This window comes from Prevotella sp. Sow4_E9_plate (assembly GCF_052116205.1).
Classification (GTDB): Bacteria; Bacteroidota; Bacteroidia; order Bacteroidales; family Bacteroidaceae; genus Prevotella.
This window is the reverse complement of sequence record NZ_JBQKLN010000002.1, coordinates 81,598-93,852: the sequence shown is the minus strand read 5'-3', so window position 1 is coordinate 93,852 and position 12,255 is coordinate 81,598. Positions and strand designations below refer to the sequence as shown.

Annotated in this window: 12 protein-coding genes; 9 read left to right on the top strand and 3 right to left on the bottom strand. The window is 45.9% G+C overall.

Translation table 11 applies throughout. The annotated features are described in order from the left end of the window. Nucleotides 1-2: 2 nt before the first annotated feature. The 7 genes from lpxA (at nucleotide 3) to folK (ending at nucleotide 5,591) form a co-directional block, all read left to right on the top strand. Nucleotides 3-785, top strand: a complete 783-nt coding sequence (lpxA, locus tag ACTQ53_RS01290) for an acyl-ACP--UDP-N-acetylglucosamine O-acyltransferase (RefSeq protein WP_294971904.1) — start codon at nucleotides 3-5, stop codon at nucleotides 783-785. A 260-nt stretch (nucleotides 786-1,045) separates the two neighbouring features. Further along, complete coding sequence (locus ACTQ53_RS01285; RefSeq protein ID WP_294971907.1) at nucleotides 1,046-1,924, top strand: permease-like cell division protein FtsX; 879 nt, start codon at nucleotides 1,046-1,048, stop codon at nucleotides 1,922-1,924. A 78-nt stretch (nucleotides 1,925-2,002) separates the two neighbouring features. After that, the gene (locus ACTQ53_RS01280; RefSeq protein WP_153124468.1) at nucleotides 2,003-2,230 is read left to right on the top strand and encodes a DUF3098 domain-containing protein; all 228 of its coding nucleotides are present in this window, start codon (nucleotides 2,003-2,005) and stop codon (nucleotides 2,228-2,230) included. A gap of 39 nt (nucleotides 2,231-2,269) precedes the next feature. Beyond that, nucleotides 2,270-3,115 carry an undecaprenyl-diphosphate phosphatase gene (locus ACTQ53_RS01275; protein ID WP_441931745.1) on the top strand — a complete coding sequence of 282 codons (846 nt, stop codon included), beginning with the start codon at nucleotides 2,270-2,272 and terminating at the stop codon, nucleotides 3,113-3,115. A 10-nt stretch (nucleotides 3,116-3,125) separates the two neighbouring features. Then, nucleotides 3,126-3,842, top strand: a complete 717-nt coding sequence (gene truB, locus ACTQ53_RS01270) for a tRNA pseudouridine(55) synthase TruB (RefSeq protein WP_295346771.1) — start codon at nucleotides 3,126-3,128, stop codon at nucleotides 3,840-3,842. A 66-nt stretch (nucleotides 3,843-3,908) separates the two neighbouring features. Further along, a complete protein-coding gene (gene queA, locus ACTQ53_RS01265; protein WP_295346772.1) occupies nucleotides 3,909-5,093 on the top strand; it encodes a tRNA preQ1(34) S-adenosylmethionine ribosyltransferase-isomerase QueA in 1,185 nt (394 codons plus the stop codon). 93 nt (nucleotides 5,094-5,186) lie between these two features. After that, on the top strand, nucleotides 5,187-5,591 hold the full coding sequence (gene folK / locus ACTQ53_RS01260) for a 2-amino-4-hydroxy-6-hydroxymethyldihydropteridine diphosphokinase (RefSeq protein WP_295346773.1): 405 nt from the start codon (nucleotides 5,187-5,189) through the stop codon (nucleotides 5,589-5,591). Between the two features lie 84 nt (nucleotides 5,592-5,675). On the opposite strand, the gene rpsO is transcribed toward folK, so the two are convergent. Then, the gene (rpsO, locus tag ACTQ53_RS01255) at nucleotides 5,676-5,945 is read right to left on the bottom strand and encodes a 30S ribosomal protein S15 (protein ID WP_022122065.1); all 270 of its coding nucleotides are present in this window, start codon (nucleotides 5,943-5,945) and stop codon (nucleotides 5,676-5,678) included. A gap of 180 nt (nucleotides 5,946-6,125) precedes the next feature. Between rpsO and typA the strand changes: the two genes are divergently transcribed. Continuing rightward, entirely contained in the window at nucleotides 6,126-7,928 is a 1,803-nt protein-coding gene (typA, locus tag ACTQ53_RS01250) for a translational GTPase TypA (protein ID WP_294970838.1), read from the top strand. Between the two features lie 96 nt (nucleotides 7,929-8,024). Then, nucleotides 8,025-8,987: a bile acid:sodium symporter gene (locus tag ACTQ53_RS01245; RefSeq protein WP_294970836.1), complete on the top strand. Its 963-nt coding sequence runs from the start codon at nucleotides 8,025-8,027 to the stop codon at nucleotides 8,985-8,987. A 763-nt stretch (nucleotides 8,988-9,750) separates the two neighbouring features. Here the strand turns inward: ACTQ53_RS01245 and ACTQ53_RS01240 are convergent. Beyond that, the gene (locus ACTQ53_RS01240) at nucleotides 9,751-10,659 is read right to left on the bottom strand and encodes a hypothetical protein (protein WP_441931742.1); all 909 of its coding nucleotides are present in this window, start codon (nucleotides 10,657-10,659) and stop codon (nucleotides 9,751-9,753) included. 22 nt (nucleotides 10,660-10,681) lie between these two features. Then, nucleotides 10,682-12,199, bottom strand: coding sequence for an alpha-L-fucosidase (locus tag ACTQ53_RS01235; RefSeq protein WP_295346775.1), 1,518 nt, complete (start codon nucleotides 12,197-12,199; stop codon nucleotides 10,682-10,684). Between the last annotated feature and the right edge of the window lie 56 nt (nucleotides 12,200-12,255).

Sequence of the window (12,255 nt, the reverse complement as noted above, 5' to 3'; positions counted from 1 at the left end):
TTATGGCTAGTATAATAAGTCCAAAGGCAGAGGTTTCTCCAAAAGCTAAGATTGGAGACAACTGCAAGATCTATCCATTCGCCTATATCGAGGACGATGTGGTCATCGGCGACAACTGTACCATCTATCCCTTTGCGAGCATCATGAACGGTACTCGCATGGGTAATAATAATAAGGTGTTCCAGGCAGCCGTTATTGCTGCCCTCCCACAGGATTTCAACTTTACCGGTGAGGAGAGTGAGGTAGTGATTGGCGACAACAATACCATCCGTGAGAACGTGGTTATCAACCGTGGTACTCACAAGGGTGGCAAGACCGTTCTGGGCAACAACAACTTCTTGATGGAAGGTGCCCATATCTCTCACGATACCGTAATCGGCAACGGTTGCGTATTCGGTTATGGTACCAAGATTGCGGGCGACTGCGTGATTGGTAACGGTGTCATCTACTCAACATCTGTAGTAGAGAACGCCAAGACTAGAGTAGGCGACCTGGCGATGATTCAGGCAGGTACTACCTTCTCTAAGGATATTCCTCCTTATATCATTGCCGGTGGAAAGCCTGTGAAGTATGCAGGTCCTAACACCATCATCATGGAAGCAGCCGAGCTTACCGAGAAGGTTCGCAAGCATATTGCTAATGCCTACCGATTGGTATTCCATGGCCAGACATCCCTCTTCGATGCCATTAACCAGATCAAGGATCAGGTGCCAGATGGACCGGAGATTCAGAACATCATCCAGTTCCTGGAGAGTTCAGAGAAGGGTGTCATCACCAAGTTGTAAGATTTGTTAGGGATTAGCAAGTCCCATAAAAGCAAATAGATTAAATTAAGTAAAAGTTCAAGTCATACCTATTTGAATTTTACTCTGTATAGGAAGGGCTGGCCGTGAGGTCGGCCCTTTTTCTCGTTTCTGTTATTCTTATTTTTCCGAATAAATGTAAATAAATGCAATTTTATTTTGTTATCTCTTCGTTTATATGTACCTTTGCAGACAATTTGGGTAATTACGCTCTTTTCAGTCAGAAATAAATAGAATTGATAATGAGAAAGAAACAATATAAACCTCGCAATCATCGTGGATTGCAGGTTGTTACGTTATGCATCAGCACCGCTATGGTGCTTGTATTGTTGGGTTTGGTCATCTTCTCTGTCCTCATGGGGCGGAACCTCTCGTCGTATGTGAAGGAGAACCTGGTGGTACAGGTGATGCTGGAGCAGGATATGACCAATCCGGAAGGTTTGCAGATGTGTAAACGCTTGAATGCCCGTCCTTACGTAAAGGATTTGACTTATATTACGAAAGAACAGGCGTTGAAGGAAGCTACCAAGGAATTGGGTACCAATCCTAGTGAGTTTGCCGGTGTAAACCCATTCCAGCCTTCTATTGAAATTACGACTCAGGCAGATTATGCCAATAATGATTCCCTGACATGGATTGCCAAGGAATTGAAGGCTTATCCGCGTGTAACTGAGGTCAGTTATCAGCATGATTTGATAGAGCAGGTCAACAATACGCTCGCTAAGATTAGTATTGGTTTGTTGATTGTGGCAGTCTTGCTTACTTTCATATCCTTCTCGCTTATCAACAATACGGTACGCTTAGGTATTTATGCCCGTCGATTCTCTATTCATACGATGAAACTGGTAGGAGCTTCATGGGGCTTTATCCGTAAGCCATTCCTGAAAAAAGCGATGGTGATAGGCGTGGTGGCAGCTTTGCTGGCAGATGGATTCCTGGGTGGCTGTCTTTATGCCTGGTCGTTGCATGAGCCTGAGTTGCTCAACGTGTTGGGTTGGCAGGAACTGGCTATTACCGGCGGATCGGTGTTCCTCTTCGGTATCATCATCACGGCTTTGTGCGCAAGCATCTCTGTAAATAAGTTCCTGAAGATGAAGGCAGGCGACCTGTATAAAATATAAGGGAAGAGTGAAGAACGAAGAGTGAAGAATTCTCTTGCTTTATTAAACATTGAACATTACACATTAAACATTAAAATAATGGATAAGAAGAATTTAGCATTTGACAAGATGAACTTCATCTTGTTGGCAATTGGCATGGCAATTGTCATCATCGGTTTCCTCTTGATGAGCGGAGCTGGCTCTAATGAGCATACTTTCGATACTGATATCTTCAGTACTCGTCGTATCGTTGTGGCACCAACCGTTACATTGATTGGTTTCCTCTCTATCATCTATGCTGTAATACGCAAGCCGAAAGACAATTAATAATTAATAATTTATAATTAATATACATATTATTATTAGATGGATTTTATTCAGACAATCATTATCGCTATTGTAGAGGGATTGACCGAGTTCTTGCCTGTGTCAAGTACAGGTCACATGATTATCACCGAAAACTTGTTGGGCGTAGATATTCAGGATCAGTTTGTTAACGCTTTTACTGTCATCATTCAGTTTGGTGCTATTCTCTCTGTTATCTGTTTGTATTGGAAGAGATTTTTCTATCCGGATTCAGTGAAAACAGGCGAGAAGACCTATTGGAAGGCAATGTTCGATTTCTATGCACGATTGGTAGTGGGTACTGTACCTGCGGTGGTGTTGGGTCTTGCCTTTAATGATTTTATTGAGTCTAACCTTGGCAATGTGCAGTTGGTAGGTTGGATGCTTGTCATTGGTGGTGTCTTCATGCTCTTCTGCGATAAGATATTCAATAAAGGTAGTGAGCAGACTAAGTTTACTTACAAGCGCGCCTTGACCATCGGTTTTATCCAGTGTATTGCGATGATTCCTGGTGTGTCTCGTTCTATGTCAACCATCGTGGGTGGTATGTCTCAGCGTCTTACTCGTAAGGCTGCTGCAGAGTTCTCATTCTTCTTAGCGGTTCCAACTATGTTTGGTGCCACTTGTCTGGAGGTTTATAAGCTCATCAGCCATGGTGGCGGTTCGTTGCTCACCCAGGGTAATAATCTGGTAACATTGATTTTAGGTTCAGTGGTAGCATTCTTCGTTGCCATCCTCGCCATCAAGTTTTTCATCAATTATGTCACCAAGTACGGTTTCGCTGCCTTCGGCTGGTATCGTATCGTTGTAGGACTCATCATCATCATCTGCGGCCTTTGTGGTGTAGACATGCAGATGGTGGATTAAATATTTCATAATGGATTTCAGAAAAGGAGAAATTATTGCCATCGACAAGCCTTATCGCATGTCGAGTTTCGGAGCCTTGGCGCATGTTCGCTATCTGCTCAGCAAGAAGCTCGGCTTTAAGGTGAAGATAGGACATGCCGGTACGCTCGATCCCCTTGCCACTGGCGTGTTGGTGCTCTGTACAGGAAAATGTACCAAGCAGATAGAAGAGTTGCAGGCGCATACCAAGGAGTATACGGCAACTCTACAGCTGGGTGCTACTACGGCTAGCTATGATAAGGAGCACAGTGTGAATCATACTTTCCCTACCAAGCACATCACCCGTGAACTGGTAGAGGAAACACTCAAGCAGTTTGTGGGCGAAATCCAGCAGGTTCCACCTACCTACAGTGCCGTGAAGGTGAATGGTGACCGCTCTTATGCACTTCGTCGTGCGGGAGAAGACGTGCAGTTGAAGCCAAAGACCGTACGTGTGGACGAGATTGAACTCACCGACTACAACGACGAGGAGAAGACGGCAAGCATTCGTGTAGTTTGCGGTAAGGGAACCTACATCCGTTCTCTGGCACGTGACATCGGTCGTGCTCTGGATAGTGGAGCATTCCTTACAGCCCTTCGCCGTACCAAGGCTGGAAGTTTTGCCGTTGAGAACTGTATCGACTTCGATCATTTCCAGGAATGGTTGGATGCCCAGACTTTAGAAGACAGCACCCAGGCCGCAAAGTAAGTGTTGTCTTTTGAGAATAATAAAATAGAAATTAGTAATCATTTAGAAAGGAGAAAAATATATAACATGAAACTATCACAATTCAATTTCAAGTTGCCAAAAGAGCAGGTGGCACTTTATCCACATAAAGCAAGACGTGTGGTTAAGACAGCAAGTGGAGAACGTGTATTCGAGGTGACTCGCCGTGACGAGTCTCGTCTCATGGTGCTCCATAAGAAGTCTGAAACCATTGAGATGTATAAGAAGGATGAGGAAGGCAAGGATATGGTGGATGCCGACGGCAATCCTGTATACTTGCAGTTCAAGGATATTGTCAACTACTTTACCGAGGGTGATACCTTTGTATTCAATGACACCAAGGTTTTCCCTGCCCGTCTTTATGGTACCAAGGAGAAGACTGATGCCAAGATTGAAGTGTTCCTGCTCCGTGAATTGAATCCGGAGATGCGTCTTTGGGATGTACTCGTAGAGCCTGCCCGCAAGATTCGTATTGGCAACAAGTTGTTCTTTGACGATGTGAACGAGATGGTAGCTGAGGTTATCGATAATACCACCAGCCGTGGTCGTACCCTTCGTTTCCTCTATGATGAAGAAGGTAAGCATGATGTCTTCAAGAAGTCTCTCTTTGCATTGGGTGAGGCTCCATTGCCTCGTTATGTGATTGATAACCGTGAGGTGCATCACGCTACAGAGGATGATATGGACGACTTCCAGTGCGTATTTGCAGAGAAGGAAGGTGCTGTAACTGCTCCAGCTACTGGTCTCCACTTCTCTAGAGAGTTGATGAAGCGTATGGAGATTGATGGCATTAACAAGGCTTTCATTACTTTGCATTGCGGACTTGGCAACTTCCACGAGATTGAGGTGGAGGATCTTACCAAGCACAAGATGGATTCAGAGCAGATGATTATCACCAAGGATGCATGTGAATTGGTGAATAACACCAAGTTGTCGGGTCATCATGTCTGTGCCATTGGAACAAGTGTGCTCAAGGCTACAGAGACAGCTGTGGGTACAGATGGTATGATGAAGGCATTTGATGGCTGGACCAACAAGTTTATCTTCCCTCCATACGATTTCGGATTGGCAGACTCTATGGTAGCCAATTTCTATCAGCCTGAGTCTACACTCCTGATGAATACGGCAGCCTTTGGCGGTTACGACATGGTTATGGAGTGCTATAAGAAGGCAGTGAAGAATGGTTATATGTTCGGTTGTTACGGCGATTCATTGTTGATACTTCCTGATTAATTGCGAAACAAACGCTTTTTGTGTATAATTAAGTCGTTGATATACAGGTCTTAGACTGAGTTATCCACAGTTTTCGCAAAAGTGTGAATAAGTATGTATAAAGTATATTTAGGTCTCGGAACGAATTTGGGCAATAGAAAGCGCAATATTCGTGAGGCAATAGATAAAATAGGAGAGCAGATTGGCGTGGTTAAGCGCCAGTCTGCTCTTTACGAAACAGAGCCTTGGGGCTATTCGTCGCCTAATCATTACATCAATTCCTGTGTGTTGGTGCTGACCGAGATGGCTCCTCGCCAGGTATTGGAAGCCACTCAGAAGATAGAGCGAGAGATGGGGCGTACGATGAAGTCGGTGGATGGAGAGTATTTCGACCGTATCATCGACATCGACATCCTGCTCATTGATGATTTGAAAATCGATGAGCCTGATTTCAAGGTTCCTCATCCGTTGATGGAGGAGCGTGATTTCGTGATGAAACCCTTGAAGGAAATATTATAAAGAATGAGAAAAAAGAAAAATCCCATCGTTCTTGTGAGCGATGGGATTTTTAATTCTGTTAAGCAATGTGTCTGCTTTCGCTGATTACTTACGAAGACCGAGGGCCTTGATGATAGCACGATAGCGATTGATGTCGCGATCATACAAGTAATCGAGCAATGCACGACGCTTTCCTACAAGCTGTGTCAACGCACGTGTTGTAGTATAATCTTTACGGTTCTTCTTAACGTGCTCCGTCAAATGAGCAATACGGTATGAGAACAATGCTATCTGGCTCTCAGCTGAACCAGTATCAGAGTTAGACTTTCCGTACTTGCTAAAGATCTCTTCTTTTTTTGCTTTGTCTAAATACATAGCTGTGATACTTAAAATTTAATTATTATGAATGAATGTTATGCATCTTTTGGACCTTCCTCACGGTGGTTTCCGTTAAAATGCGGTGCAAAGGTACAACTTTTCAGTGAATTATGCAAATTTTTCGGGAATTTTTTGTAATTTTGCACCCAAATTCATAAAGTATTTAAGGTAAAGGAAATGCAAGACATTAGAAACATTGCAGTTATTGCACACGTTGACCATGGTAAGACAACCTTGGTTGACAAGATGATGCTCGCTGGTAAGCTGTTCCGTGACGGCCAGGATAACAGCGGCGAGGTGCTCGATTCCAACGATTTGGAGCGCGAGCGTGGTATAACCATTCTCTCAAAGAATGTGTCTATCAATTGGAAAGGTACTAAGATTAATATTCTCGATACTCCAGGACACTCTGACTTCGGTGGTGAGGTTGAGCGCGTGCTCAACATGGCAGACGGTTGCCTCCTCCTCGTCGATGCTTTCGAGGGTCCTATGCCTCAGACCCGTTTCGTGCTGCAGAAGGCTTTGCAGCTCGGACTGAAGCCTATCGTTGTCGTTAATAAGGTAGATAAGCCTAACTGTCGCCCTGAAGAGGTGTACGAGATGGTGTTCGACCTGATGTGCGACCTCGATGCTACTGAGGATCAGCTTGACTTTACTGTAGTTTACGGTTCTGCCAAGAATGGCTGGATGAGCGATGACTACAACAAGCCAACAGACAACATCGATTATCTGCTCGACAAGATTGTGGAGATTATCCCTGCTCCTAAGCAGCTGGAGGGTACTCCTCAGCTCTTGATCACATCTCTTGACTATAGCTCTTACACCGGTCGTATCGCCGTAGGTCGTGTACACCGTGGTACTTTGAAGGATGGCATGAACATCACTATCTGCCATCGTGACGGTACCCAGGAGAAGACTAAGATCAAGGAACTCCATACCTTCGAGGGTATGGGTCATAAGAAGACAGACCATGTGGATTCTGGCGACATCTGTGCCGTTGTCGGTTTGGAGAAGTTCGAGATTGGTGATACCATCTGCGACTTCGAGAACCCAGAACCACTTCCTCCAATCGCTGTTGATGAGCCTACCATGAGTATGCTCTTCACCATCAACGATTCTCCTTTCTTCGGTAAGGAGGGTAAGTTCTGTACATCTCGTCATATCCAGGAGCGCTTGAACAAGGAGTTGGAGAAGAACCTCGCTCTTCGTGTTCAGCCTTACGAGGATACCACTGATAAGTGGATTGTTTCGGGCCGTGGTGTGCTCCATCTCTCTGTGCTCATCGAGACCATGCGTCGTGAGGGCTATGAACTTCAGGTAGGCCAGCCACAGGTTATCTACAAGGAGATTGACGGTGTGAAGTGTGAGCCTATCGAGGAGTTGACCATCAACGTACCAGAGGAGTTCGCTTCTAAGATGATTGATATGGTTACCCGTCGTAAGGGTGATATGACCTCTATGTTGAACATGGGCGACCGTGTGGATATCGAGTTCGATATTCCTTCACGTGGTATCATCGGTCTTCGTACCAATGTGCTCACTGCTTCTCAGGGTGAGGCTATCATGGCCCACCGTTTCAAGGAGTATCAGCCATACAAGGGCGAGATTACCCGCCGTTCTAACGGTAGCATGATTGCGCTGGAGACAGGTACTGCCTATGCTTACGCCATCGATAAGCTGCAGGATCGCGGTAAGTTCTTCATCGACCCAGGTGAGGAGGTTTACGGCGGCGAGGTTGTTGGTGAGCATGTTCACGACAACGACCTGGTGGTTAACGTAACCAAGGCAAAGCAGCTGACCAACGTGCGTGCTTCCGGTTCTGATGATAAGGCTCGCGTGATTCCAAAGACCGTGATGAGCCTTGAGGAGTGTCTGGAGTACATCCGCGAGGATGAGTACGTAGAGGTAACTCCTAAGAGTATGCGTATGCGCAAGGTGATTCTCGATCACTTGGAGCGCAAGCGTAGTAATAAGGATTAAGCTATAGCTTATATATAAATGGATCCGTGAGAAATCCCCTCTTGCCGATTGCCCTGGGCAGTCTGCTTGCAGGGGATTCTTTTTTAATGTATGCGTATGTGGTTGTGGAAATTCTTTAGAAAGTTTTCTTTGCCCTGTTCTCTGGTATTGGGAGCCGTGGGCTATCTGATTTTCGCCAATGTTCCTTTTCTGGAACCTTTGGGCGATGCGGTGGGACCGAAGCTGGTGGATATGATGCCGGTGGTGCTCTTTGCCTTGCTCTATGTTACCTTCTGTAAGATTGAGATCAAGGAGATGAAACCGAAGGCTTGGCATTTTATCCTGCAGCTCATCCGAACCAGTCTGGCACTGATGATGGTGGTGCTTATCTTCGAATTCGGAGATAATTATGAAACCAAGCTGGTGCTCGAAGGTGCTTTCATCTGTTTTATCTGTCCTACGGCGGCAGCCGTGGCTGTGGTGACGGAGAAGTTGGGTGGAAGCATCGGCTCGTTGACAACTTATACGGTGATAGCCAATGTCTTTACGATGGTTATCATTCCTAGTCTTTTCCCGATGGTGGAGAAGGGGGCAGATGTTTCCTTTCTTTTCATGAGTGCGATGGTATTCCGAAACGTAACCACGGTACTGGTGGTTCCTTTGCTTCTGGCTTTGCTGAGCCGCAGGTTTCTGCCTAAATGGGTGGATAAGGTGAAGAGCGTGAAGGATCTGGGCTTCTATATGTGGTGCTTCAACCTTACTATCCTGATGGGCGAGACGGTTCGCAATATCCTCCATGCCGAGGTTTCGGGATGGATTCTTGCCTTGCTGCTCATTGTTCCGCTCTTTGTTTGTATTGTCCAGTTCGCCATCGGTAAGGCGGTGGGCAGACATTATGATGCGAGCATCAGTGCCGGTCAGGCTCTGGGACAGAAGAATACCATTGTGGGTATCTGGCTAACCCTTACTTTTCTGAATCCGCTTGCTGCCGTAGCACCGGGTGCTTATGTGGTTTGGCAGAACCTGGTGAATGGCTGGCAACTGTGGTATAAGGAGAAATACGGAAAACTGAAATGGTAGGACGCTAAGTTATAATGATGCGGTAATACTGTGAATTATAGAAATCGGACTGAGTAATATTATATTCGTACTGGGTAATATTATATTCTGCCCGTACTTTGGCAGAATATAATACGATGTTTCTGAATGTGCCTCGGCATGGCAATTTATTGCCCCCTTCTAGGGCAATAAATTGCCGTACCGAGATAATTTTTTATATCTCGGGATGAAAAAAAAAAGTAGGGCGTGGTATACTGAAAAACAGTATATCGGGTGTTTAAGAGCCAGTTTCGATTTTACTCTTCACTCTTCACGTTTTGTATATAACCTACTGTGTTACTGATGGTTGAAATGGTGAAGAGTAGATGGTCACTCTTCACCACTCTTCACCACTCTTCACTTTAGTGGGAAAATGGCTTCTATTGAGGCTTGTCTTTGCCATCTATTGAGGCTTGCTTCAGCCATCTATTAAGGCTCGCTTTAAGTCTCATTTGCTTCTGGAATAAGCCTTTTTCCAATTTGATTTAAGCCTTCTTTGAATTTGGTTTAAGCCTTAGATAAAGTTTACGTGGGGCTTTGTTAAAGTTTACTTGAGTCTTATTCCGATTCCAGGAGACTCTGAAAGCCCTTTCTGAGCTGCTCAAAATCACTTGATGTAAAGAGTGGTGAAGAGTTGTGAAGAGATAAAATAACTCTTCACCCTTCCAACTTGCAGTAACACAGAAGGTTATCTGTAAAATGTGAAGAGTGAAGAGTGAAAGCGAAACTGGGTTGTATTCCTTGTTTATTTGCTTGTAGAGATAAATATGCACTCGATGGTTACGTTGCCATCCATCCATTTGGCTGGAATGGTGTAGGTGCCATCCTTGGCGATATCTGTCTTCTTGAGCGGTTCTATCTGGTCACCATGGGTAATGGTGAAGTCACCGTAGGTGAATCCTGGAGCAGGAACCATCTTCACCTTGAATGGCTTGCCGTATGCCACCTTGTGGTTGTTGAGGGTGGTTCCATCTGCTGCGGTCACCATACCGTTGCGGTTAGCCTCGGTTACAGAAACAAACTCGCTGTGAGCCTTCTTCTTTGCAGCACCTTCGGTCTTCAGCAAGGTGATGCGAGGAGCGTTGGTCAGGTGGATATTGATGTCGTCAATATATACTACTTCATCCTGCTTCATCTCGTGAGGTGACTCAGCATGAGGAACCACAACCAGGCTATAGATGTCTACACCTTCTGCACTCTTGATTGGGAAAACGGCATCAGCCCACTGTCCTGCAGGAACAGGAGTGGTTGACTTGATCCAGAACTGCTCCACTTCGTTAGACTGTCCGGCTCTGTCTCTACGCTTTCCAAGTCCTACCAGCATCACTCTGCCTTCCATCGGACGGTTGATAAGTACATGAACTACTTTTCCTGAAGGCCCCAGTGCAATCGGTTTCTTCAGATCTATTCTTGCACCGAAGATGTTGGATGCCAGGCGTGAACGCTGGAAGGCAAGCACCTTCTTGTTGGGATTGTTGGTGAGGTCAGGATTATCCACAACCTCGCAGTTGCCCGCCAGTTCTCCTGTGCGGAATGGGGAATGCTCCCATCTGTCGTAAACTCCCACGGATTTGTAATCCTGGGTGTCGAACTTAATTTCTTGTCCCATTGCAGCCAATGGTAACAAACACAATGCTATGAGTAATTTCTTCATATTCTTAGTGTAGAGTCAAAGTTTAAAATACTTTTATGGAATGTAACAATGGGCAAGCCTTGCTGTCGTCGATGACAACCTTCAGGCCTTTCACCTGATAACCCTTGCCGTAACTGTCGGATGTGCTGCCGTTCAACGGGATGATGCGCTTGTATCCGATGGTTGTGGTGGTGCACTTCTCTGCGATAGGTTTCCATGTCTTTCCGTCTTCAGAGATTTCGATATGGAACTTTCTTACTCGCTGACCCTTGCGGATATATTCCATCATGTCTACATAGCGAACGGTCTGTGGCTTGTCCCAGTTGAAGGTGATGGTAGCCTGCTTCACGCCATCATCAGTAGCCCAATAGGTATTCTTGTTGTTATCGGTCAGGTTCTTGGCTGCATAGTTGCGGTTGGCACCAGCCTTTCGGGTGTTGCTTACAGTAACCTTTGCCTTCTGTGCCAGGTCCTTGCCCAGACGGGTACGAATCATGTTGCCCATATCCTTGAGGACACGGACGTCAATCTCTGGCAACTGACCACTCTTGTCTGGAGGGCAGTTGAGAATCAAGGTAGCATTTCTACCTACAGTCTCCAGATACATCTGGAAGAGTCGCTCTACAGAGAGAGGCTTCTCGCCCTCGTGCCAGAACCATCCCTTGTCAGTAAGTTTGGCATCGCTCTCTCCCGGGTCCCACTGCCATCCGTCTTCGGTACCATACATACCATTGCTTTCAGGAGCATAACCTCTTTCGTCGGTGAGCCAGTTTGTTTCGCCAGCCCATCCTGCCTCGTTACCAATCCATCTTGACTCAGCGCCCACACCCCAGAGGATGATGTCTGGGCAAACCTTGTGGATAGAATCTCTGAGGTTAGGAATGTCATAATAGGTAGAACGGTCTACATTGACGGTGGTATTGCGTCCGCCGTAGTATCCGTCGCCACCGTTGGCACCGTCGAACCACATTTCGAACTGGTCTTTACCATACTGAGCCAATTCAGCGCACTGGCGGAGGAAAACGTCGTTGACATATTTCTCTGTGCCGTAGTATTTGCTGTTTCTGTCCCATGGAGAAACATAGAAACCATACTTCATTCCCAAGCTTCGGGCAGCCTTGGCAAAGTCGCGTGGAATGTTGGTGGTCTTACCGTTCTCATTGCCGGCATTGACGATGGAATGGTCAGTAGTAGATGTAGGCCAGAGGCAGAAACCGTCATGATGCTTGACTACAGCTATACCGCCCTTCATGCCAGCAGCCTTTACAGCCTTGAGCCATTGAGTAGGGTTAGGCTTCTTGGTAGGTGCAAAAAGGGTTACGTCTTCACTTCCCAAGCCCCATTCTCTGTTGGTATAGGTGTTCATTCCGTAATGGAAGAAGGCATAGAATTCTGTCTCCTGCCATTTCATCTGGCGATCGCTAGGAACAGGGAACACAGCTGTAGGCTCGTTGTCCGGATTAGGCAACGACTGCTGCTTAACTTGGAATACACTCTGAGAGTGGCCAGCCATGGTAGACATGATGAAGGTCACTCCAAACAAAACTTTTTTGATGTTCATGGTTGTTGTATTAAAATCGATACACTTTATTCTTGCCACAAAAAGAAGTTGATAAT

What these genes read in the sequence shown, in the direction of transcription:
- ACTQ53_RS01275 (WP_441931745.1), top strand. Translation starts at nt 2,270, where the DNA reads ATGGATTTTATTCAGACAATCATTATCGCTATTGTAGAGGGATTGACC.
- typA (WP_294970838.1), top strand. Translation starts at nt 6,126, where the DNA reads ATGCAAGACATTAGAAACATTGCAGTTATTGCACACGTTGACCATGGT.
- truB (WP_295346771.1), top strand. Translation starts at nt 3,126, where the DNA reads ATGGATTTCAGAAAAGGAGAAATTATTGCCATCGACAAGCCTTATCGC.
- rpsO (WP_022122065.1), bottom strand. Translation starts at nt 5,945, where the DNA reads ATGTATTTAGACAAAGCAAAAAAAGAAGAGATCTTTAGCAAGTACGGA.
- queA (WP_295346772.1), top strand. Translation starts at nt 3,909, where the DNA reads ATGAAACTATCACAATTCAATTTCAAGTTGCCAAAAGAGCAGGTGGCA.
- ACTQ53_RS01285 (WP_294971907.1), top strand. Translation starts at nt 1,046, where the DNA reads ATGAGAAAGAAACAATATAAACCTCGCAATCATCGTGGATTGCAGGTT.
- ACTQ53_RS01245 (WP_294970836.1), top strand. Translation starts at nt 8,025, where the DNA reads ATGTGGTTGTGGAAATTCTTTAGAAAGTTTTCTTTGCCCTGTTCTCTG.
- ACTQ53_RS01240 (WP_441931742.1), bottom strand. Translation starts at nt 10,659, where the DNA reads ATGAAGAAATTACTCATAGCATTGTGTTTGTTACCATTGGCTGCAATG.
- ACTQ53_RS01280 (WP_153124468.1), top strand. Translation starts at nt 2,003, where the DNA reads ATGGATAAGAAGAATTTAGCATTTGACAAGATGAACTTCATCTTGTTG.
- ACTQ53_RS01235 (WP_295346775.1), bottom strand. Translation starts at nt 12,199, where the DNA reads ATGAACATCAAAAAAGTTTTGTTTGGAGTGACCTTCATCATGTCTACC.
- lpxA (WP_294971904.1), top strand. Translation starts at nt 3, where the DNA reads ATGGCTAGTATAATAAGTCCAAAGGCAGAGGTTTCTCCAAAAGCTAAG.
- folK (WP_295346773.1), top strand. Translation starts at nt 5,187, where the DNA reads ATGTATAAAGTATATTTAGGTCTCGGAACGAATTTGGGCAATAGAAAG.